The 20,907-nt window shown below is 58.8% G+C and carries 17 protein-coding genes; 8 read left to right on the top strand and 9 right to left on the bottom strand.

Annotation, left to right across the window (positions count from 1 at the left end; genetic code table 11):
• Positions 1-67: 67 nt before the first annotated feature.
• Positions 68-2,845, bottom strand: a complete 2,778-nt coding sequence (locus ACE3MN_RS11925; RefSeq protein WP_375364389.1) for a flavocytochrome c — start codon at positions 2,843-2,845, stop codon at positions 68-70.
• A 627-nt stretch (positions 2,846-3,472) separates the two neighbouring features.
• Between ACE3MN_RS11925 and ACE3MN_RS11920 the strand changes: the two genes are divergently transcribed.
• Together ACE3MN_RS11920 and fumA are read left to right on the top strand one after the other, a co-directional pair.
• Positions 3,473-4,978, top strand: coding sequence for an anion permease (locus ACE3MN_RS11920; RefSeq protein ID WP_004135580.1), 1,506 nt, complete (start codon positions 3,473-3,475; stop codon positions 4,976-4,978).
• A 52-nt stretch (positions 4,979-5,030) separates the two neighbouring features.
• Entirely contained in the window at positions 5,031-6,686 is a 1,656-nt protein-coding gene (fumA, locus tag ACE3MN_RS11915) for a class I fumarate hydratase FumA (RefSeq protein ID WP_064342768.1), read from the top strand.
• Between the two features lie 83 nt (positions 6,687-6,769).
• Here fumA and pcaC read toward each other — a convergent pair whose 3' ends face one another.
• Genes pcaC through ACE3MN_RS11885 form a run of 6 tightly spaced genes read right to left on the bottom strand, consistent with a single transcriptional unit; the run spans position 6,770 to position 11,828 of the window.
• Positions 6,770-7,153, bottom strand: coding sequence for a 4-carboxymuconolactone decarboxylase (pcaC, locus tag ACE3MN_RS11910; RefSeq protein WP_004135574.1), 384 nt, complete (start codon positions 7,151-7,153; stop codon positions 6,770-6,772).
• Positions 7,143-7,910: a 3-oxoadipate enol-lactonase gene (gene pcaD, locus ACE3MN_RS11905; protein WP_064371792.1), complete on the bottom strand. Its 768-nt coding sequence runs from the start codon at positions 7,908-7,910 to the stop codon at positions 7,143-7,145. The genes pcaC and pcaD overlap by 11 nt, the downstream gene beginning before the upstream one ends.
• The gene (locus ACE3MN_RS11900) at positions 7,900-9,252 is read right to left on the bottom strand and encodes a 3-carboxy-cis,cis-muconate cycloisomerase (RefSeq protein WP_098065843.1); all 1,353 of its coding nucleotides are present in this window, start codon (positions 9,250-9,252) and stop codon (positions 7,900-7,902) included. The genes pcaD and ACE3MN_RS11900 overlap by 11 nt, the downstream gene beginning before the upstream one ends.
• A gap of 9 nt (positions 9,253-9,261) precedes the next feature.
• Positions 9,262-10,464, bottom strand: a complete 1,203-nt coding sequence (gene pcaF, locus ACE3MN_RS11895; RefSeq protein ID WP_102649682.1) for a 3-oxoadipyl-CoA thiolase — start codon at positions 10,462-10,464, stop codon at positions 9,262-9,264.
• A gap of 10 nt (positions 10,465-10,474) precedes the next feature.
• Positions 10,475-11,131, bottom strand: a complete 657-nt coding sequence (locus tag ACE3MN_RS11890; RefSeq protein ID WP_004119648.1) for a 3-oxoacid CoA-transferase subunit B — start codon at positions 11,129-11,131, stop codon at positions 10,475-10,477.
• A 10-nt stretch (positions 11,132-11,141) separates the two neighbouring features.
• The gene (locus ACE3MN_RS11885; protein WP_024358011.1) at positions 11,142-11,828 is read right to left on the bottom strand and encodes a 3-oxoacid CoA-transferase subunit A; all 687 of its coding nucleotides are present in this window, start codon (positions 11,826-11,828) and stop codon (positions 11,142-11,144) included.
• 167 nt (positions 11,829-11,995) lie between these two features.
• On the opposite strand from ACE3MN_RS11885, the gene ACE3MN_RS11880 reads away from it, so the two are divergent.
• Positions 11,996-12,802, top strand: coding sequence for an IclR family transcriptional regulator C-terminal domain-containing protein (locus ACE3MN_RS11880; protein ID WP_004135569.1), 807 nt, complete (start codon positions 11,996-11,998; stop codon positions 12,800-12,802).
• Here the strand turns inward: ACE3MN_RS11880 and smrA are convergent.
• Together smrA and ACE3MN_RS11870 are read right to left on the bottom strand one after the other, a co-directional pair.
• Positions 12,799-13,362 carry a DNA endonuclease SmrA gene (smrA, locus tag ACE3MN_RS11875; RefSeq protein WP_102649683.1) on the bottom strand — a complete coding sequence of 188 codons (564 nt, stop codon included), beginning with the start codon at positions 13,360-13,362 and terminating at the stop codon, positions 12,799-12,801. The genes ACE3MN_RS11880 and smrA overlap by 4 nt on opposite strands.
• Positions 13,363-13,463: 101 nt before the next feature.
• Complete coding sequence (locus ACE3MN_RS11870) at positions 13,464-14,372, bottom strand: LysR family transcriptional regulator (RefSeq protein WP_024358009.1); 909 nt, start codon at positions 14,370-14,372, stop codon at positions 13,464-13,466.
• Between the two features lie 166 nt (positions 14,373-14,538).
• On the opposite strand from ACE3MN_RS11870, the gene ACE3MN_RS11865 reads away from it, so the two are divergent.
• The 5 genes from ACE3MN_RS11865 (at position 14,539) to fnr (ending at position 20,848) form a co-directional block, all read left to right on the top strand.
• Positions 14,539-15,849, top strand: a complete 1,311-nt coding sequence (locus ACE3MN_RS11865) for a M20 family metallo-hydrolase (protein ID WP_024358008.1) — start codon at positions 14,539-14,541, stop codon at positions 15,847-15,849.
• Entirely contained in the window at positions 15,849-17,294 is a 1,446-nt protein-coding gene (locus ACE3MN_RS11860) for a M20 family metallopeptidase (RefSeq protein WP_102649684.1), read from the top strand. The genes ACE3MN_RS11865 and ACE3MN_RS11860 overlap by 1 nt, the downstream gene beginning before the upstream one ends.
• Positions 17,295-17,405: 111 nt before the next feature.
• Positions 17,406-18,932: a p-aminobenzoyl-glutamate transporter gene (abgT, locus tag ACE3MN_RS11855; protein ID WP_049130185.1), complete on the top strand. Its 1,527-nt coding sequence runs from the start codon at positions 17,406-17,408 to the stop codon at positions 18,930-18,932.
• Positions 18,933-19,385: 453 nt separating this feature from the next.
• Positions 19,386-19,901, top strand: a complete 516-nt coding sequence (gene ogt, locus ACE3MN_RS11850; protein WP_102649685.1) for a methylated-DNA--[protein]-cysteine S-methyltransferase — start codon at positions 19,386-19,388, stop codon at positions 19,899-19,901.
• Between the two features lie 194 nt (positions 19,902-20,095).
• Positions 20,096-20,848 (top strand): fumarate/nitrate reduction transcriptional regulator Fnr, encoded by a 753-nt coding sequence (fnr, locus tag ACE3MN_RS11845; RefSeq protein ID WP_004102577.1) that lies wholly within the window; start codon positions 20,096-20,098, stop codon positions 20,846-20,848.
• The last annotated feature ends 59 nt before the right edge of the window (positions 20,849-20,907 follow it).

Raw genomic sequence — 20,907 nt, 5'->3', positions numbered from 1 at the left:
ATCGCCCTCCTCAGAGAGATAAGAAGCCGGGCCGTCAATTTGCCAGCCCGGCGGGGGTCGCTGACGCTTAACTTCTGGCGCGTTTCGCCGCCTGCTGGCCCGCGAGGGTCCCGAAGATAATGATATCGGCCACCGCGTTGCCGCCGATGCGGTTACCGCCGTGAATGCCGCCCACCACTTCGCCCGCGGCAAAAGCGCCCGCAATCACCTGATGACCGGCGTTTAGCACCGCGGTATCGGTGTTAACGGTCACGCCGCCCATCGTGTGGTGAACCCCCGGGGCGATACGAATCGCGTGGTAAGGGCCTTCATTGATCGGCGCGCGCAGCGCGGTGGTACGGCCAAAGTCATCGTCATGCTGTTTTTCAACGAAGCCGTTGTAGCGCTCCAGCGTATTGAGGAAAGCATGGTAATCCATCCCCAGTTTCTCCGCCAGCTGGCGCGGCGAGCTGGCGCTGGTGACGAAACCTTTGGCGATGTACTCGTCGGCGGCTTTGTTTTTCGCCCGCACGTGCTCGTCAAAGACGATATACGCGAAGTGTTCAGGCAGCGCGATAATCGCGGCGGAGACCTTATCGCGGGTCTCCATTTCGTTGAAGAAGCGGTTGCCCTGCGGGTTCACCAGAATCGCCCCGCCGCCGCGAATCGATTCGGAAATCAGATACGAGGTTTGCTGCTCGACGGTCGGGTGGATCTGGATTTCGCCCATATCCACGGTGCCCGCGCCGATGCGTTCAAGCAGCGCGATACCGCCGCCGGTGGCCCCTTTATGGTTGGTGGTCACAAAACCCGCCAGATCCGGGCGGTATTTCACCACCATCGCGCTGTTGGCGCTGAAGCCGCCGGTGGCCACCACAATGCTCTTCGTCTGTACCACAACCGATTCGTTTTCATCGGTGAGCAGGCGCACGCCGCTGACCTCATCGCCGCTCATCAGGATCTCTTCCACCGACGTATCCAGCAGGACATCGATACCGCGTTTGGTGATATTACGCACCAGGCCGCTGATCAGGTAGCCGCCGACCGCCGACCCGTCGCGCGGACGGTGGGTACGGTCGATGCTCATCCCGCCGGTGGTGGTGATATCGTTAAGCATAATGCCGCGACGCGCCAGCCACTCAATGGCTTCCGGCGCATTCTCCACGAAGCGGCGCAGCAGCTGCGGGTCGTTTTTGTTTTTGCCGCCTTTCAGCGTTTCCTGGTAGAACAGCTCTTTGCTGTCCTCGATGCCTTTTACGCGCTGGAAGCGGGTTTCTGCGGCGTTCATCCCGGCAGAGGCTTTGATGGTGTTGCCGCCGATGGTCGGCATTTTTTCAACGATCAGAACGCTCGCGCCTTCATCGTGCGCCTGGATCGCCGCCGCCAGACCGGCTCCGCCGCTGCCGACCACCACCACATCGTAGCTTTTCGGCGCCGCATCGCCCGCGCCCTCTTCGGCGGCCAGCGCTTTACTGGACTTCAGCATCGCTTTGGAAACCGCCTTTTTCACCGCTTCGCTCTGGCTGGTCGCGCCGGAAATCGCATCCACATGCGGGGTGTTGGCGCTGAGGATCCGCTCGCGGATCTCTTCAAAGCTGGTGGTGAACTCGATGGTCTGTACCGGGCTCGCCGCCAGGGCGATATCGGCGATGCGGTCGTTTTCCAGGCTGACGTTGATCACCAGTTCGTTGGCGTCGTCCTGAACGGTTTCGACGAACATCCCCGGTTTGAATTTGGCGTCGCCCATGCTCATATCGCGGATCATCGCCTCCACCAGCGAGAAGCGCCACAGCGGTTCCGGAATGTTCAGCGCTTCGCGCTGGGTGCTGTCAATAAATAGTTCCAGCTCTTCGCCAGCGGCAATGCGCGCGGTCCAGTCAGGATACGCGATACAGGCGCGGCCAACCGCCATCAGGTCGTAGCCGTGATCCAGCCCCTGCCCGGCATCGGCCGCGTTAACCACGCCGCCCACGCCCATCACCGGCACCTGCGCCAGGGTTTCAGAGCGCATGGCGCAGTATTTTTCAATCAGCGGCGTGGGATCGCTGGTATCCACGATAGAGGGGCGCAGCGTGGCGCCAACCGAGAAGTGGAGATAGTCCACGCCGCGGGCGGCCAGTTTTTCCAGCAGGTACATGGTGTCAGCAAAACGGATGCCGGGGACTTCCATCTCTTCCGGGGAGAAACGGTAGCCGATAATAAAGGCGTCGTCGGCGTACTGGCGGGCCATTTTGTGGGTGATGTCGAGCACCGCCAGCGGGAACCTGGCGCGATTATCGCGGCTGCCGCCCCACTCGTCGTCGCGCTGGTTAGAGTTTGGTGAATAAAACTGCTGGATCAGATAGGTGTTCGCGCCGTGAATTTCGACGCCGTCAAAACCGGCCTGAATGGCGCGGCGTACGCCTTCGCCAAACTTCGCGATCATACCTTCAACTTCTTCCCCGCTCAGAGCACGCGGCGTGGCTGCGCCATCGCGCGGCGCGGCAATTGCGCTCGGGGCGACCGGCTGGCGTCCGCCGATAAGCTGCGGGTCGACCATCCGGCCGCCGTGGTAGATCTGCAGAATCGCTTTTGAGCCTTCGGCCTTGATCGCCGCGGCGATTTTCGCCAGACCGGCCACTTTCTCATCATTATCGATACCGATAGCGCCGGGGAACGCCAGACCGTAATCATCGATAAAGCAGCATTCAACGATAATGGCGCCGATGCTGCCGGCGCGAGCGCGGTAGTACTCCACCAGTTCACTGGTCACGGTACCGTCAAAATAACCGGTGCAGGTGGTCATCGGCGCCATCAACAGGCGGTTTTTTAGCTCGGTGCCGTTCGGTAAAGTAAAAGGGTGTAAAATTCGTTGGTTACTGGTCATCATGACGCTCCAGATTTTAAATATTGAAAATTCAGAATTGGGTGACGGAATTATTTATACTTGTATTTAGTAATCCCTTAAGTCATGCCAATAATATAACGCTATTTTTAGTTACCAAAGTAATTACGTTAGTTAAAAAACTATTTAATACCAGCAATAACATCACTACCTCCTTTGTATTATTAATTAAAAATATTTTATTCACACAACAGAGATAAACGATAACAAATCGGAAACCATTGTTAACACATCCAGCTCAAGCAAAAGAAAATAAAAATATTACAATTCAAATAGATAAAATTAAAACTCATTATGCAAATCAATTAAAATTTAACATTTAGTCATATTCCCCACAAATTAACACCTCACTAAACAGGGTTATCCGCAATAATAAAAAAGTGTCTGACAACCCGCTTTTCTTGATCTCAATCAATTGCAACGGCGCATGAAAGCGCAATATATAAATAACCAAATATTTTAATTTAGCGCTCAGTAAACTGCGTTAAATAACGGTCAGCGCAATAACCACAACCGACAATTAATAATTAAAGAAACTTTCGAAACTAAAGAAATCGGACGGTTAGCCGGTGACAAAACCTTATTTTTAACTACTTGCAGATACTCATTATGAAAGAGAAACAGACAACCATACCGCCTGCCGGTGCAGCAAAAAATGCTGCTTATAAACGTCTGCTGATGATGGCGATGCCCATTATCGTTGCCGTTTTACTCTTATTCGTCCCGGTGCCTGAAGGGCTCCCCCCTTACGCCTGGCACTACTTTGCCATTTTCGTCGGCGTGATCGTCGGTCTGATCTTCGAACCGCTGCCCGGCGCGGTGATTGGTATTACCGGCGTCGTGGTCATCGCCCTGTGCAGCCAATGGCTACTCTTTAGCCCTGAACAGCTGGCCGCGCCGAACTTTAAGCTTGCCGGCGCCTCCTTCAAATGGGCGGTGAGCGGTTTCGGTAACTCCACCGTATGGCTTATCTTCGGTGCTTTCATGTTTGCCGCCGGCTACGATAAAACCCAGTTTGGCCGCCGTCTGGCGCTGATTCTGGTGAAATATCTCGGCCGCCGCAGCCTGACGCTGGGCTACGCCATTACCTTCGCCGACCTGCTGCTGGCGCCGTTCACGCCGTCCAATACCGCGCGCAGCGGCGGGACCATCTACCCGATTATCGCTAACCTGCCGCCGCTGTACGGCTCTAAACCTAACGACCCAAGCGCGCGCCGCATCGGCTCCTACCTGATGTGGGTGGCGATCACCGCCGCCTGTATCACCAGTTCGATGTTTCTCTCTGCGCTCGCGCCGAACCTGCTGGCGCTGGCGCTGGTGAAAAGCATCGTCGGCATTAATATCTCCTGGGGCACCTGGTTTATCGCCTTCCTGCCGCTGGGTATCCTGCTGATTCTGACGATGCCGCTGCTGGCCTACTGGTTCTACCCGCCGGAAGTAAAGGTCAACGATGAAGTGCCGCTGTGGGCCGCCCGCGAGCTGGAAAAACTGGGCCGCCTGTCGCGCAATGAAATCCTGCTGCTGGTCTTCGTCTGCTTCGCGCTGATGATGTGGATCTTCGCCGCCGAATGGATTGAACCAGCGCTGGCCGCCCTGCTGGTTATCGTGCTGATGCTGTGGACCGGCGTGCTCTCGTGGAACGATATCACCAGCAACAAAGCGGCGTGGAATACCTTTGCCTGGTTCGCCACTCTGGTGGCGCTGGCCGACGGCCTCTCCTCCACCGGTTTTATCGCCTGGCTGGGTAAAGAGGGCGGCGCGCTGATGAGCGGCATCTCCCCGGGCGTTGCGACCGTCGTCCTGCTGCTGGCGTTCTACCTGCTGCATTATCTGTTTGCCAGCACCACCGCGCACACCACCGCACTGCTGCCGGCGATGCTGACTATCGCCTCCACCATTCCGGGGATGAATATGCAGGTCTTCGTGCTGCTGATGGTGACTTCGCTCGGCGTGATGGGGATCATCACCCCTTACGGCACCGGCCCCAGCCCAATTTACTACGGCAGCGGCTATCTGCCGACCAAAGACTACTGGCGTCTCGGCACGATTTTCGGCGCCATCTTCCTGGCCGCCCTGCTGCTGATTGGCTATCCGTGGATGTCCATGATGTTCTGATTCATAACCGTCGGGCTGAACCCCGGCGGTTTTACTCTTAGGGAGCAAAGCAATGTCGACTAAACCGTTTGTCTATCAGGAAGCGTTTCCGCTGGCAAAAGATAAGACTGAATACTATCTGCTAAGCAAAGAGCACGTCTCCATCGCCGAATTCGAAGGCCAGGAGATCCTCAAAGTAGACCCTCAGGCCCTTACCCTGCTGGCGCAGCAGGCTTTCCACGATGCGGCGTTTATGCTGCGCGTGTCCCACCAGAAACAGGTCGCGCAGATCCTTCTCGACCCTGAAGCCAGCGATAACGATAAGTATGTGGCGCTGCAGTTCCTGCGCAACTCTGACATCGCCGCCAAAGGCGTGCTGCCCACCTGCCAGGATACCGGCACGGCGATTATTATGGGCAAGAAAGGCCAGCGCGTGTGGACCGGCGGCGGCGATGAAGCGGCCCTCGCCCGCGGCGTCTATAACACCTATACCGAGGACAACCTGCGCTATTCGCAGAATGCGCCGCTGGATATGTATAAAGAGGTCAACACCGGCACTAACCTGCCTGCGCAAATCGACCTCTACGCTACCGACGGCGAGGAGTACAAATTCCTCTGCATCGCCAAGGGCGGCGGCTCGGCGAATAAAACCTATCTGTACCAGGAAACCAAAGCATTAATTACGCCGGCGAAGCTGAAAAACTACCTCGTCGAGAAGATGCGCACCCTGGGAACCGCCGCCTGCCCGCCGTACCATATCGCGTTCGTCATTGGCGGCACTTCGGCGGAGTCCACCCTGAAAACGGTTAAGCTGGCCTCTACCCACTATTACGACGAACTGCCGACCGAAGGTAACGAGCACGGTCAGGCCTTCCGCGATATTCAGCTGGAGCAGGAACTGCTGGCGGAGGCGCAAAACCTCGGTCTTGGGGCGCAGTTCGGCGGCAAATACTTCGCGCACGATATCCGCGTCATCCGCCTGCCGCGCCACGGCGCGTCGTGCCCGGTGGGCATGGGCGTCTCCTGCTCGGCGGATCGCAATATCAAAGCCAAAATCAACCGCCACGGTATCTGGATTGAGAAACTGGAGAGCAACCCGGGACAGTATATCCCTGAACACCTGCGCCAGCAGGGTGAAGGCAGGGTCGTCAGCATCAATCTTAATCAGCCGATGAGCGAGATTCTGGCCCAGCTTTCCGCCCACCCGGTCTCGACGCGTCTGACCCTCAACGGCACCATTATTGTGGCCCGCGATATCGCCCATGCGAAGCTGAAGGAACTTATCGATAACGGTGAGGAACTGCCGCAGTACGTCAAAGATCACCCGATCTACTACGCGGGTCCGGCGAAAACCCCGGAAGGCTATGCGTCCGGCTCCCTTGGCCCCACCACCGCTGGCCGCATGGACTCTTACGTCGATTTGCTGCAATCCCACGGCGCAAGCATGGTGATGCTGGCCAAAGGCAACCGCAGCCAGCAGGTCACCGACGCCTGCCATAAGCACGGCGGTTTTTACCTCGGCAGCATCGGCGGCCCGGCGGCGGTGCTGGCGCAGCAGAGCATCAAGAGCCTGGAGTGCGTGGCCTATCCTGAACTGGGGATGGAAGCCATCTGGAAAATCGAAGTGGAAAACTTCCCGGCGTTTATCCTCGTGGATGACAAAGGCAATGACTTCTTCCAACAGATCCAGAATAAGCAGTGCGCGGGCTGTTCACAGCAAAGAGGGTGATATTAACCGCCCCTGGCGGCGGGTCACTGTCGAAGGCCGTCGCATGACGGCCTGAGATGAGCGACAAACCTGCCGGGTGGCGGCTAAACAGCATCCATCTCATCAAATACCTGCTGCGCCAGGTGCATCGTGGCGTTGGCGGCGGGCAGGCCGCAGTAGAGCGCGGAGTGCATAATCAGCTCTTTTAGCTCATCGCGGGTGACGCCGTTGTTAAACGCCGCGCGCAGGTGCATTTTTAGCTCAGCTTCGCGGTTCAGGGCGATCAGCATGGCGATGGTGATCATGCTGCGAGTATGGTGATCGAGCCCCGGCCGGGTCCAGGTCTCTCCCCAGGCGTAGCGGGTAATGAAATCCTGGAACTCTTCATTCAGCGGCGTCAGCTTTTGCAGCGTCTTATCGACATGGGCATCGCCGAGCACCTTGCGCCGTACCTCCATTCCCCGCTGATAACGCTGCTTATCGTCCATGCTTTTCCCCCTGAACAAAACCCAGCAGCGCCGAGCTAAACGCTTTCGGCGCTTCGATATTCGATAGATGCGATGCCGCCAGTACAACCACTTCAGAGACCGGGATCTGCTGATGCAGAAAATCGGCATCCGCCACCGTTGTGACAGGGTCACTTTCCCCGGCGACAATCAGCACCGGAATCGGGATCTGCGCGACTTCTGCGCGCAGATCGGCGGCGGCCAGCGCTTCACAGCAGGCCGCATAGCCTTCCGCATCGATATGGGTCAACTGGTGACAGAGCGCGGCCACCACTTCCGGCGTCTTCTGACGAAACGCGTGGGTAAACCAGCGATCCGCCGCGCCTGCGGCGACAACATCCATACCTTCCTGACGCACCGCGCGGGCGCGCGACAGCCAGCTTGCCTGGTCGCCAATACGCGCGGCGGTGTTGGCGACGACCAGCCCGTAAAAACGTTCCGGAGCAAAGCGTCCCAGCCACAGACCGGTCAGACCGCCCATGGAAATTCCGCAAAACCAGGCTTTGGCAATATTAAGATGATCGAGTAGCGCAACCACATCTTCGCCGAGCTGCGCCAGCGTCACTTTACCGTTTTTACGCGTGGCGCCATGACCGTGGGTATCGTAGCGCAGCACGCGAAAATGCTGCGTCAACGCCTCAAGCTGCGGCTGCCACATCGCCCGGGTGGTGCCCAGCGAGTTGGAGAGCACGATGACCGGCGCGTCTTGCGGCCCATCAATCTGATAATCAACATTCATGAAGTTGTTCCTTATAGCGCGCCACAACCTGGCGCACGAAGAGTGCCGAGCTGCCGGTCGCCGTCGTCGGATCCAGCAGTTGGGTTAAGCGGTCGGCGGAGAGATGTTCGCTGACCTGCGGATCGTTTTCCAGTACGCTCTGCAGCGAACATGACGTATCCAGCGCCTGACGACACAGCGCCTCAATGCGGTGATGAGCATCGGCTTTGCCGATAAACTCCGCCAGCGCCAGGGTCACGGCCTCCGCCATAATCAGGCCATGGGTGATCTCAAGGTCGGCGCGCATTTTAGGCGGGAAGACCTGCATATCGCGCACCAGCGCTTCGCTCTGCGCCAGCGCGCCGCCGACGAGGGTCATCAGCTCCGGCAGCGTTTCCCACTCCGCCTGCCAGCCGCCCAGCGCCCGCTCATGCTGCTGGATCTGCCCGGTATATAGCGTCGCCACCAGCCCCGGCGTACGCTGGGCGGCGGTCAAAATAGCGGCGCAGGCGATGGGATTGCGTTTGTGCGGCATGGTGGACGACCCGCCGCGCCCTTCAGCGACCGGCTCCGCCACTTCCGCCACTTCGCTTTGCATCAGCAGCGAAAAATCATTGGCGAATTTACCCAGCGTGCCGCAGACCCCCGCGTACCACGCTCCCACCTCCAGCAGCCGGTCACGCTGACTGTGCCAGGGTGTGTCCGGCAGCTGCAGGTCGAGGGTTTTCGCCAGCGCGATGGCGACCTGCGGCGCCTGGGTTTTAAGGGAGTCCAGGGTACCCGCCGCGCCGCCAAACTGCAGGGCCAGCACCCGCGAGCGCATCTCCCGCAGGCGAGTCTGCCAGCGCAGCAGCGCATCCAGCGTCCCGGCAAGCTTAAGGCCAAAGGTCACCGGTAGCGCGTGCTGCATCCAGGTCCGCCCCGGCATCACCGTATCCTGATATCGCTGTGCCTGGCTGGCCAACGCGTCGAGCAGACGCTGCAGCAGGGACTCCGTTTCCGCCAGCGCCCCGCGCAGCTGCAGGATAAAGCCGGTATCGATAGCGTCCTGGCTGGTCGCCCCCCAGTGAAGGTAGCGCGCCGCCGCTTCATCCCGTTCCCTGACCCGCGCGGTCAGCTGTTTAACCAGCGGGATCGCCAGATTTCCCGCGCTGGCGGCGGCCTGCCCCAGCGCGGCAAAATCGATGTTTTCGTGCCGGCAAGTCTCAAGAATCGGGGTCAGGGCCGCCTGCGGCACCAGGCCGCATTCGACCTGGGCGCGCGCCAGCGCGGCTTCAAAATCCAGCATCCCCTGCACCCGCTGCGCGTCGCTGAACCAGGCGGTCAGCGGACTGGTGCGCATCATCGGGGTCAACAAACTCATTGTGGCTCCTTAAACGCGTTCAATAATCAGCGCGATCCCCTGACCGACGCCGATACACATGGTGCACAGCGCATAGCGCCCGCCGGTACGGCGCAGCTGATACGCTGCGGTCATTGCCAGACGACCGCCGGAAGCCCCCAGCGGATGCCCGAGGGCAATCGCGCCGCCGTTAGGGTTGACGTACGCCGCATCGTCGGGCAGGCCCAGATCGCGCGTCACCGCCAGCGCCTGAGCGGCAAAGGCTTCATTTAGTTCAATGACGTCCATCTGCCCAAGCGTTAGCCCGGTTTGCGCCAGCACCTTACGTACCGCCGGCGCCGGGCCAAATCCCATAATTCGCGGCGCAACGCCTGCCGTCGCGACGCCCACTACGCGCGCCAGCGGCTGTAAATCATTGGCGGCCACCGCCTGCTCGCTGGCGAGCAGCAGCGCACAGGCGCCGTCGTTAACCCCGGAGGCGTTACCCGCCGTCACCGTACCGTCGGGGCGAACCACGCCGCGAAGCCTGGCCAGCGCTTCCGCCGTGGTGCTGCGCGGATGCTCATCGCGGCTAAAGAGCAGCGGTTCGCCCTTGCGCTGCGGCACCGAGACGGCGATCAGCTCGTCGGCAAAACGCCCCGCCTCCTGCGCCGCCGCCGTACGCAGCTGGCTACGCAGCGCAAACGCATCCTGATCCGCCCGCGAAACGGCGAAATCGTCCGCCACGTTTTCCGCCGTTTCCGGCATCGAATCCACGCCGTACAGCGCTTTCATCTGCGGGTTAATGAAGCGCCAGCCGATGGTGGTATCTTCCATCCGCATCGTGCGGCTAAAGGCGCTTTCGGCCTTGCCCATCACAAATGGCGCCCGCGACATGCTTTCTACGCCGCCGGCGATCATCAGTTGAGTTTCGCCGCTTTTAATCGCGCGCGCTGCGATGCCGATCGCATCAAGGCTGGAACCGCACAGGCGGTTAACGGTACTGCCCGGTACGCTTTCCGGCAGTCCGGCCAGCAGCAGCGCCATACGCGCGACGTTGCGGTTATCTTCCCCCGCCTGGTTGGCGCAGCCGTAAATCACATCATCAATACGCGCCGGATCGAGTCCCGGGTTGCGTTCCAGCAGCGCTTTCAGCGGCAGCGCCGCCAGATCGTCGGCGCGCAGGGTGGCCAGGGTACCGCCAAAGCGACCGAACGGCGTGCGCACCGCATCACAGATAAATGCCTGATTCATCATAGGTTCCTTACGCGCTTTCCGCCAGTTGTGCAAAAGTCAGCGCCACCGGAGTGATGCGCTGCAGTTCCTCAAAAGAGAGGCCGTTGAAGATTTCCCGCACCACCGGGCCGCTTTCGCTGATATCGATGACCGCCAGGTCGGTGTAAATCCGGCTGACGCAGCCAACGCCGGTCAGCGGATAGGTGCAGTGCTCTACCAGCTTGCATTCCCCGTCGCGGGTCAGGTGATCCATCATCACGAAGACCTGACGAGCGCCAATGGCCAGATCCATCGCCCCGCCAACCGCCGGAATCGCGTCGGGCGCGCCGGTGCTCCAGTTCGCCAGATCGCCGCTGGCGGAAACCTGATAGGCGCCGAGCACGCAGATATCGAGATGGCCGCCGCGCATCATGGCGAAGGAGTCGCCGTGGTGGAAATAGCAGCCGCCCTGCAGCAGAGTCACATACTCTTTTCCGGCGTTAATCAGCTCCGGGTCCTCTTCACCAGGCCGTGGCTTTGGCCCCATTCCCAGCAGGCCGTTTTCGCTGTGCAGGAAGATTTCTTTATCGGCAGGAAGGTAGTTGGCGATACGGGTGGGTAAGCCGATCCCCAGGTTGACGTAAGCGCCTTCGGGAATATCGCGGGCTACGCGCTGGGCCATCTCATCGCGAGTCAGTTTTTGCATAATGGGGTCCTCAGGCGCTTTTAGCGGCAATCAGGTTTTCCAGGGAGAAGACGCGCTGAACAAAAATGCCCGGGGTAATGATGCTCTCCGGGTCAAGGCTACCGAGGGGCACCAGCTGCGAGACTTCCACGATAGTGGTTTTCGCGGCGGTCGCCATAATCGGACCGAAGTTGCGCGCCGCCTTGCGGTATACCAGGTTTCCCCAGCGGTCGCCCTGGTGGGCTTTGATCAACGCGAAGTCAGCCTTGATGGGATATTCGAGCACATAGTGACGCCCGTCGATCTCGCGAGTCTCTTTCCCTTCCGCCAGCGGCGTACCGTAGCCGGTTGGAGTGAAAACCGCGCCGAGGCCAGCCCCTGCCGCCTGAATACGCGCGGCGAGGTTGCCCTGCGGAACCAGCTCCAGCTCGACTTTGCCGCGGCGATAGAGATCGTCGAAAATCTGCGAGTCGACCTGACGCGGGAACGAGCAGATCATTTTGCGCACCCGCCCGGCCTTCAGCAGCGCCGCCAGGCCAACTTCGCCGTTGCCCGCATTATTGTTGATAATGGTTAAATCGCGGGCCCCCTGTTCTATCAGGGCATCTATCAGGTACGTCGGCTGCCCGGCGGGGCCAAAACCGCCAATCATTATGGTCGCTCCGTCGTGGATCCCAGCGATGGCATCACGTAGCGTCGACACGCTTTTATCAATCATCAGGTCGCTCCTGTATGTGCGGTAATCGCACTTTTATTCGTTGTTCGCACAAAATGTGACCCGCTTAACGATGTCGGTCAAGGGCGATAATCGAAATATGGTGCGATAATCGAACATCGTGTATGTTTAGCGAAAGAATGTGATCGGCGGCAAATATGGAGAAGAGCATGGAGAAACATCCAGACGATTTACTGACGGGCGATAGCGATCCGTTTAAGGGCGATCCGAACTTTATGGCTTCGCTGGCGCGCGGGCTGGAGGTGATCCAGGCGTTTACGCCGCAGCGCCCGCTGCTCTCTATTTCGCAAATCAGCCAAAAGACCGGCATTCCGCGCGCGGCGGTGCGCCGCTGCCTGTATACGCTGAGCAAACTGGGCTTTGTGTACGCCGAAGATGGTAAAAACTTCCAGCTGCGGCCGAAAATTCTGGCGCTGGGCCACGCGTGGCTGGCCTCCACGCCGCTGGCGCGCTCGGCGCAGCCGGTGCTGAAGCATTTAAGCGAAATGCTCAATGAGTCTTGCTCAATCGCCACTCTCGACGGCGACGATATTCTTTATATCGCTCGCGCATCCAGCTCGCGCATTATGACCATCGATCTCGATATCGGCAGCCGTCTGCCCGCCTGGGCGACCTCGATGGGGCGCGTACTGCTGAGCTATCAGCCGGAGGAGAAGCTGAACGATATGCTGGGCCGGGTCACCATGATTCGCTATACCCCGCAAACCGTCGATTCCGTCGCGAAGCTGCGCGCCGAGCTTAAACGCGTCCATCAGCAGGGGTACGCGCTTAACGATCAGGAGCTGGAGATGGGGCTGCGCTCGCTGGCGGTGCCGCTGTTTAATCCCCAGGGGCAGATTCAGGCGGCGCTTAACGTCGGCGTGCATGCCGGACAGGTTTCCGCGCAAGAGATGCTGGCGCGGGTGTTACCCGAGCTACAAAAAGCAGCCCGGGAACTGACGCTGCTGATGCGCTAGCGGCTATGTTTAGCGTGGCGCTCCCAGTTTTCCTGCTTAGCCTCCGCCGATTTACGCAGCGCCACGTAGCAGGCGCCGCTGCCGCCGTGGTGCGGTAACGCTGCGCAGAACGCCTGGACTTCCGGGAGTTCCACCAGCCAGCGCGCCAGGTAGCTGCGAATAATATTGGCGTGGGCGTTATCGTCGCGCCCTTTGCCATGAACGATCAGCACATTGCGCAGCCCCTCCTTTCGCGCCTGAACCTCAAAAGCAAACAGCATTTGTCGGCACTTTTCGACCGGCTGGCGCAGCAGATTGAGGCTTGCCTGCTGGCCGTACTTGCCGCGCCGGAGTTTCTCCAGCACGCCGCTTTGCAGGCCTTCGCGCTTGAATTCCAGGGCGGTTGCCAGCGGCACGATATCGAGATAGCCGGTGGTCAGGAAGTTATCAAGCTGCAGGGTGTCAACCCGCTGCACGGCGCGGGTCTTGCGCTCGGGATGCCAGTGAACGTCGTTATGACGTTTCAGAGGCTGAACGTCCTCCATGGCGCCAAGAAATAGGGATTTGTCGTCAAGGTTCATGCGCGCTCCTCCAGCTACAACCGGGAAGTTACTATAGCCGCCTCGCGCTTACCCCTCAACGCGTTTAACACCCTCCGCCGGTAAATCGGGCGTCGACGCGATCAGGGAAACAGTTGACGGCTTTGACGACGAAACAGCGTGATTAATGACGCCGTTAAGGGCGTCTGCCGCGTATCGCGGCGCTGAATCAGATAATAGGTGGCTTTGGGTAACGCTTCGCGAATGGGGATCATCACCAGCTTATCCGCCATCATCGGGTCATTGCCAAGCTCGACCGGCAAAATGCTGAGAAAATCACTTTTCACCACCAGGCTAATACACGAAGAGAAGGTCTCGCAAACGATATCCACCTTTGGCGCCAGTCCGGCCTGGTTAAACATCTCCTGCAGCTGTTTGAAGTAGCTGCCGCGCGGCGTCGGCATCGTCCAGTGGCGATCGAGCAATGCCGTCAGTGAAGTGGCTTTTGCCGCCGGGTGACCGGAGCGGGCGAATACCGCGAAGGGTTTCTCAAATAGCTTTTCAAAACTGAATTCATGATCGTACGGGCCGGGATAGTAAGTATTGATGGTGAAATCCAGCTCACCCTGGCGCAGTTCATTAATCATCGCCAGCAGTTGTCCTTCCATAATCCGCACCTTCACCAGCGGATGCTGCTGGTGAAAGCGGCAAATGACCGACGGCATCAGCGAGCGCGCTACGCTGGCGCCAAGACCGATATTAATCTGCCCCGCCTGCTCGCCCTGACGCTGCAGCAATTCATCCTGCGCCGCCCGCAGCTCTTCGAGGATCAGGCTCGCATGTTGATAAAAGCTTTCGCCGTTTTCAGTCAGCGCCACCCCCTGGCTACGGCGCACAAACAGCTGCGCGGAGAGGCCCTCTTCCAGCTCTTTGATCGCTTTGGTCAACGCCGGCTGCGAAATCGCCAACGCCCGGCTGGCGCCACGAATGCTCCCTTCACGCGCAACCTCAACGAAGGCGCGAATGTGATGAAATTTGATCTGAAATGACATATCGCAAGTGATAACCAGTGTTTATCAGACAGAAGAAAATGACATCTACTGTAATCGATCGTGCTGTGGCAGGTTAAGGATGAGAGCGCATGAAATACGGCAGTGATAAGTAAAAGCTATCACTTCGTGAACACCATCACAGTTTTTGATTATGACAGGAAAGGTTATGCCGCAACTTTATGATTTCATCAACCAGCTGGCGCCAAAAATGACCGAATGGCGTCGCGATTTTCACCTGCATGCGGAATCCGGCTGGCTGGAGTTCCGCACCGCCAGCAAGGTGGCGGAGATACTTGACGATCTGGGTTATCAACTGGCGCTGGGTCGCGACGTTATCGATGCCGATAGCCGTATGGGCCTGCCTGATGAAGAGACCCTGGCGCAGGCGTTCCAGCGCGCCCGCGCGCAGGGTGCGCCGGAGCGCTGGCTGCCGGCGTTTGAAGGGGGCTTCGCCGGGGTAGTGGCGACGCTCGACAGCGGGCGGCCGGGGCCGACGCTGGCGTTTCGCGTCGATATGGATGCGCTCGATCTCAACGAGCAGCATGACGATAGTCACCGTCCGCATCGCGATCGTTTTGCCTCCTGCAACGAAGGCATGATGCATGCCTGCGGCCACGACGGTCATACCGCAATCGGCCTGGGGCTGGCGCACGTGCTCAAGGAATATGCCGCGCAGCTCAACGGGACGATCAAGCTGATTTTCCAGCCGGCTGAAGAAGGTACCCGCGGCGCGCGCGCCATGGTGGCTGCGGGCGTACTTGATGACGTGGACTACTTCACCGCCATTCATATCGGTACCGGCGTCCCTGCCGGCACCGTCGTTTGCGGTGGCGATAACTTTATGGCCACCACCAAATTCGATGTGCAGTTCAGCGGCGTCGCCGCCCACGCTGGCGGTAAACCTGAAGATGGACGTAATGCGCTGCTGGCAGCGGCCCAGGCCGCCCTTGCCCTGCATGCCATCGCGCCGCACAGCGCCGGGGCGTCAAGGGTTAACGTCGGGGTCATGCAGGCCGGTACCGGGCGTAACGTGGTTCCCTCTTCCGCGCTATTAAAAGTCGAAACCCGGGGCGAAACCGACGCTATTAACCAGTACGTCTTTGAGCGGGCCAAACAGGCGATCGCCGGCGCGGCGACGATGTATGAAGCCAGCTACCAGCTGCACCTGATGGGCGCAGCCACCTCCAGCGCCCCGTCGCCGGCGTGGGTGGACTATCTGCGCCAGCAGACGGCCCAGGTCCCCGGCGTTAAACAGGCCGTCGATCGTATCGCTGCCCCGGCGGGCTCCGAGGATGCCACCCTGATGATGGCCCGGGTCCAGGAACGCGGCGGTCTCGCTTCATACATGATTTTCGGCACCGAACTGAGCGCCGGCCACCACAACGAAAAATTCGATTTCGACGAAAGCGTGATGACCCAGGCCGTCGCCACGTTAGCGCGCATCGCCCTGAACTTTCCCTGGCAGCGAGGTGTGTAATGGAACAGGTTTATCAATTTGTCGATGACGTTATTGAGGGGCGGCGCAACGATTTTTGCGCCATTGCCGATGATATCTGGGATCATCCGGAAACCCGCTTCCAGGAGTTCTGGTCCGCCGCGCGTTTGGCCGATGCGCTGGAAGCGGAAGGTTTTCAATTGACCCGCAATGCCGGCGGGATCCCCAACGCCTTTATCGCCAGCTTCGGCGCAGGCCAGCCGGTGATTGCCCTGCTCGGCGAATTTGACGCCCTGACGGGGCTCAGCCAGCAGGCTCACTGCGCAGCGCCCGCGTCTCCAACGCCGGGGAAAAACGGCCACGGGTGCGGGCATAATCTGCTCGGTACGGCGGCGTTCGCCGCCGCGGTCGCCGCCAGGAACTGGCTGCAGCAGCACGGCGGCACCGGCACCCTGCGCTTCTACGGTTGTCCCGGTGAGGAAGGCGGCTCCGGCAAGACCTTTATGGTTCGCGAGGGATTATTCGACGACGTCGATGCCGCCCTGACCTGGCACCCGGAAGCCTGGGCCGGGATGTTCAGCACCAGCACCCTTGCCAACATTCAGGCGGCATGGCGGTTTACCGGCACCGCGGCGCACGCGGCGAACTCACCGCATTTGGGCCGCAGCGCGCTGGATGCCGTGACGCTGATGACCACCGGCAGCAACTTCCTTAACGAACATATTATCGAAAAGGCGCGGGTGCACTACGCCATCACCGATACCGGCGGCGTCTCTCCTAACGTTGTCCAGGCGCAGGCGGAAGTGCTGTATCTCATTCGCGCCCCGGAAATGGCCGACGCCCAGCAAATCTTCGCCCGGATCGAAAAAATCGCCCAGGGCGCCGCGTTGATGACCGAGACCAGCGTTAGCTGCCGCTTCGAAAAGGCCTGTTCCAGCTATCTCCCCAACCGCACGCTGGAAGCGGCGATGTATCAGGCGGTATGCCATTACGGCACGCCGCACTGGAGCGAGGAAGAGCGAGCTTTCGCCGCCGAAATTCGCGCCACCCTGAGCGCGAACGATATCAATAACAGCCTGAAAAACATTGCCGGCACCGGTGACGAAGAAGGGAAAGCGTTCGCCCGCCGCCACCGCGAGACGATCCTGAGCGATGAAGTGGCGCCCTGGTCGGCTACCGATAACATCCTTGCGGGCTCTACCGACGTCGGCGACGTAAGCTGGAAAGCTCCCGTAGCCCAATGCTTCAGCCCCTGCTTTGCCGTCGGGACGCCGCTGCATAGCTGGCAACTGGTGAGCCAGGGCAGAACCTCCATCGCTCACAAAGGGATGCTTCTGGCCGGGAAAATACTGGCGGCAACGGCCATTCGTTTGTTCAGCGACAGACCGTTACTGACAGCCAGCCGGCGGGAACTGGCGCAGGTCTTAGCCGAAAGGCCCTACCGGTGCCCCATCCCGCAGGACGTCAAACCTTCGATTTTAAAATAATAAAAGCCCTTTGGACGGAGTACAGCAACGCGGTCATCGCCAAAAAACAATGGCTGACACGCCCTGGGGTCAAGAGACAACCAACACAACAACGACAACTGAGGAACGCCCATGAGTATGTCATCCATACCCTCGCCTTCCCCCAGCGGTAAGCTCTATGGCTGGGTTGAAAAAATAGGTAACAAGGTCCCGCATCCGTTTTTACTGTTTATCTACCTGATTGTGGCGTTGATGGTCGCCACCGCCATCCTGTCGGCGCTGAACGTTGGCGTACAGAACCCCACCGATGGCTCGCGAGTGGTGGTGAAAAATTTGCTTAGCGTCGAAGGGTTGCACTGGTTTTTGCCGAACGTCATTAAGAACTTCAGCGGTTTCGCGCCGCTGGGGGCCATTCTGGCGCTGGTGCTGGGGGCCGGATTTGCGGAACGCGTGGGCCTGCTGCCTTCGCTGATGGTGAAAATGTCATCGCACGTTAGCGCCCGTTACGCCAGCTATATGGTGCTGTTTATCGCCTTCTTCAGCCACATCTCCTCCGATGCCGCGCTGGTGATTATGCCGCCGCTGGGCGCCCTGATGTTTCTCGCCGTCGGCCGCCACCCGGTTGCCGGGCTGCTGGCGGCCATCGCCGGCGTCGGCTGCGGCTTCACGGCCAATCTGCTCATCGTCACCACCGATGTCCTGCTCTCCGGCATCAGCACCGAAGCAGCCAAAACCCTTGACGCCTCGCTCCACGTCAGCGTGATTGATAACTGGTATTTTATGGCAACCTCGGTGATCGTTCTCACGCTGGTTGGCGGATTGATTACCGATAAACTGGTGGAACCGCGATTAGGTCAGTGGCAAGGCGGCAGCGATGAAACGCTGCAGACGTTGACGGCTGAACAGCGCTTCGGCCTGCGCGTGGCCGGTGTGGCCGCGCTGTTATTCGTGGCGGTTATCGCGCTGATGGTCATACCGGAAAACGGTATCCTGCGCGATCCCATCAAGCATACCGTGATGCCTTCGCCGTTTATAAAAGGGATCGTCCCGCTCATTATCTTTTTCTTCTTTGTCGTTTCACTGGCTTACGGCATTGCTACCGGCAAAATTCGCCGTCAGGCCGATCTGCCGCAGCTGATGATTGAGCCGATGAAGGAGATGGCAGGCTTTATCGTGATGGTCTTCCCGCTGGCCCAGTTCGTCGCCATGTTTAACTGGAGCAACATGGGGAAATTTATGGCCGTCGGCTTGACGGATCTGCTGGAGAGCGCGGGAATGAACGGCGTACCGGCGTTTGTCGGCCTCGCGCTGCTATCCGCCTTTTTGTGCATGTTTATCGCCAGCGGCTCGGCAATCTGGTCGATTCTGGCGCCGATTTTCGTGCCGATGTTTATGCTGCTGGGCTTTCACCCGGCATTTGCGCAGATTCTGTTCCGTATCGCCGATTCATCGGTGCTGCCGCTGGCGCCGGTATCGCCGTTTGTGCCGCTGTTTCTCGGCTTCTTACAGCGCTACCGGCCCGAGGCTAAACTGGGAACCTACTACTCGCTGGTCTTGCCTTATCCGTTAATATTCCTGGCCGTCTGGCTACTGTTGCTGGTGGGCTGGTATCTGGTGGGGCTGCCTATCGGGCCGGGTATTTATCCACGATTACCATAATGTCGCCACCGGCCAGGGAAGGCCATGAAACCGTTAACGCCATGTCGTTCGGTTACTGATCTTTTTATACAACCCTTCAATCGCCAAAGAGACCAGATGAATCACTAAGCCGCTGATAATCACGATTACAACGCCAGTCATCATATATTGCATATCACCACCTTTGTTGGTAAGAACCCGCACAGCAACGCCGGGAAATCATTGACTCAAGAAAAGCCAGTCTGTTTATCTGCGGCGTCGGATGCTTACCGCTGAATTCGCCGCCGGTTGAAGGTAGCAAAATCGCTTTGCCGCCGCGCCTGCGAGTGAATACAAAAATAAACATCGCTACCCCACTCCATAATTAATAGTCCATGCTGGCCCGGTTTGTTGACCTTTTCGGGGTATAGTTTGCTAACCTCGCGTCGTGGTATGGTGATGCCCTGCCAATATAACCGCGATGAAGGATTACCGATGCTGACGCTGTTGCAGGATAAAATTGACACCCCGCTGGGGCCGCTGTGGGTAATTTGTGATGAGCAGTTCAACCTGCGGGCCGTTGAGTGGGATCAGCACCGCGACCGCATGGAGCAACTGCTGGATATCCATTATCGGGGTGAAGGCTACGAACGCGTTGATTCCGGTAACCCGGGAGGGCTGAGCAGTAAGCTCAGCGATTACTTCGCTGGGAATCTCGCCATTATCGACACCTTACCGACCGCCACCGGCGGCACGCCGTTTCAGCGGCAGGTCTGGCAAGCGCTGCGCACCATCCCCTGCGGCCAGGTCATGCACTACGGTCAGCTCGCGGAGACGCTGGGGCGTCCGGGCGCCGCGCGCGCCGTGGGTGCCGCCAACGGTTCAAATCCGGTCAGTATTGTGGTGCCCTGCCATCGCGTGATCGGGCGTAACGGTACCATGACCGGTTATGCCGGCGGCGTGCAGCGTAAAGAGTGGCTGTTGCGCCACGAAGGCTATCTGCTCCTTTGACTGTAAGTGCCTTTTTTGGAATCTTCCGGTAATTTTACAATCATTTCTCGCCAGATAAACCCATTATAATCAATTGGATAAATCAGGTAACTGATTTACCCTTTTAATATTACGTGTTTCAGGGGTTCGAGACTTACCTGCTCACCAAAAAGATGTTAAAATTGACCAATATCAATTAAAGCCTGAGCAGACTTATGATCCCGGAAAAGCGAATTATACGACGCATTCAGTCTGGCGGTTGTGCAATCCATTGCCAGGATTGCAGCATTAGCCAGCTTTGCATCCCTTTTACTCTGAACGAGCATGAGCTTGATCAGCTTGATAACATTATCGAGCGGAAAAAGCCTATCCAGAAAGGACAAACCTTGTTCAAAGCCGGTGATGAGCTGAAATCGCTGTATGCAATTCGTTCTGGCACCATTAAAAGCTACACCATCACCGAACAGGGCGATGAGCAAATCACCGGTTTTCATCTGGCGGGCGATCTGGTCGGCTTTGACGCCATCGGCACCGGCCACCACCCAAGCTTTGCCCAGGCGCTGGAAACCTCAATGGTCTGCGAGATTCCTTTTGAAACGCTGGACGATCTCTCCGGTAAGATGCCGAATCTCCGTCAGCAGATGATGCGTCTGATGAGCGGCGAGATTAAAGGCGATCAGGATATGATCCTGCTGCTTTCCAAAAAGAACGCAGAGGAGCGCCTGGCGGCCTTTATCTACAACCTGTCCCGCCGTTTTGCGCAGCGCGGCTTCTCTCCGCGTGAGTTCCGCCTCACCATGACCCGTGGCGATATCGGCAACTATCTGGGCCTGACGGTGGAAACCATCAGCCGCCTGCTGGGGCGTTTCCAGAAAAGCGGTATGCTGGCGGTTAAAGGTAAATATATCACCATTGAAAACAGCGACCTGCTGGCGCAGCTTGCTGGCCAGGCCCGCAACGTCGCCTGATAGTCCCTCTGTATCCGGCCGGATCGCGAATTTTTTTCTAATTTGTTGATCTGGCCAGG

It is taken from the genome of Klebsiella grimontii, assembly GCF_042137965.1.
GTDB lineage: Bacteria > Pseudomonadota > Gammaproteobacteria > Enterobacterales > Enterobacteriaceae > Klebsiella > Klebsiella grimontii.
Note: the sequence above shows the minus strand (reverse complement) of the source record. Positions and strands in the feature narration are given on the sequence as shown.

What these genes read in the sequence shown, in the direction of transcription:
- smrA (WP_102649683.1), bottom strand. Translation starts at nt 13,362, where the DNA reads ATGAACCTTGACGACAAATCCCTATTTCTTGGCGCCATGGAGGACGTT.
- ACE3MN_RS11880 (WP_004135569.1), top strand. Translation starts at nt 11,996, where the DNA reads ATGGAGAAACATCCAGACGATTTACTGACGGGCGATAGCGATCCGTTT.
- ACE3MN_RS11900 (WP_098065843.1), bottom strand. Translation starts at nt 9,252, where the DNA reads ATGAGTTTGTTGACCCCGATGATGCGCACCAGTCCGCTGACCGCCTGG.
- fnr (WP_004102577.1), top strand. Translation starts at nt 20,096, where the DNA reads ATGATCCCGGAAAAGCGAATTATACGACGCATTCAGTCTGGCGGTTGT.
- ACE3MN_RS11885 (WP_024358011.1), bottom strand. Translation starts at nt 11,828, where the DNA reads ATGATTGATAAAAGCGTGTCGACGCTACGTGATGCCATCGCTGGGATC.
- ACE3MN_RS11860 (WP_102649684.1), top strand. Translation starts at nt 15,849, where the DNA reads ATGGAACAGGTTTATCAATTTGTCGATGACGTTATTGAGGGGCGGCGC.
- pcaC (WP_004135574.1), bottom strand. Translation starts at nt 7,153, where the DNA reads ATGGACGATAAGCAGCGTTATCAGCGGGGAATGGAGGTACGGCGCAAG.
- ACE3MN_RS11925 (WP_375364389.1), bottom strand. Translation starts at nt 2,845, where the DNA reads ATGACCAGTAACCAACGAATTTTACACCCTTTTACTTTACCGAACGGC.
- ACE3MN_RS11865 (WP_024358008.1), top strand. Translation starts at nt 14,539, where the DNA reads ATGCCGCAACTTTATGATTTCATCAACCAGCTGGCGCCAAAAATGACC.
- abgT (WP_049130185.1), top strand. Translation starts at nt 17,406, where the DNA reads ATGAGTATGTCATCCATACCCTCGCCTTCCCCCAGCGGTAAGCTCTAT.
- pcaF (WP_102649682.1), bottom strand. Translation starts at nt 10,464, where the DNA reads ATGAATCAGGCATTTATCTGTGATGCGGTGCGCACGCCGTTCGGTCGC.
- ACE3MN_RS11890 (WP_004119648.1), bottom strand. Translation starts at nt 11,131, where the DNA reads ATGCAAAAACTGACTCGCGATGAGATGGCCCAGCGCGTAGCCCGCGAT.
- ACE3MN_RS11870 (WP_024358009.1), bottom strand. Translation starts at nt 14,372, where the DNA reads ATGTCATTTCAGATCAAATTTCATCACATTCGCGCCTTCGTTGAGGTT.
- pcaD (WP_064371792.1), bottom strand. Translation starts at nt 7,910, where the DNA reads ATGAATGTTGATTATCAGATTGATGGGCCGCAAGACGCGCCGGTCATC.
- fumA (WP_064342768.1), top strand. Translation starts at nt 5,031, where the DNA reads ATGTCGACTAAACCGTTTGTCTATCAGGAAGCGTTTCCGCTGGCAAAA.
- ogt (WP_102649685.1), top strand. Translation starts at nt 19,386, where the DNA reads ATGCTGACGCTGTTGCAGGATAAAATTGACACCCCGCTGGGGCCGCTG.
- ACE3MN_RS11920 (WP_004135580.1), top strand. Translation starts at nt 3,473, where the DNA reads ATGAAAGAGAAACAGACAACCATACCGCCTGCCGGTGCAGCAAAAAAT.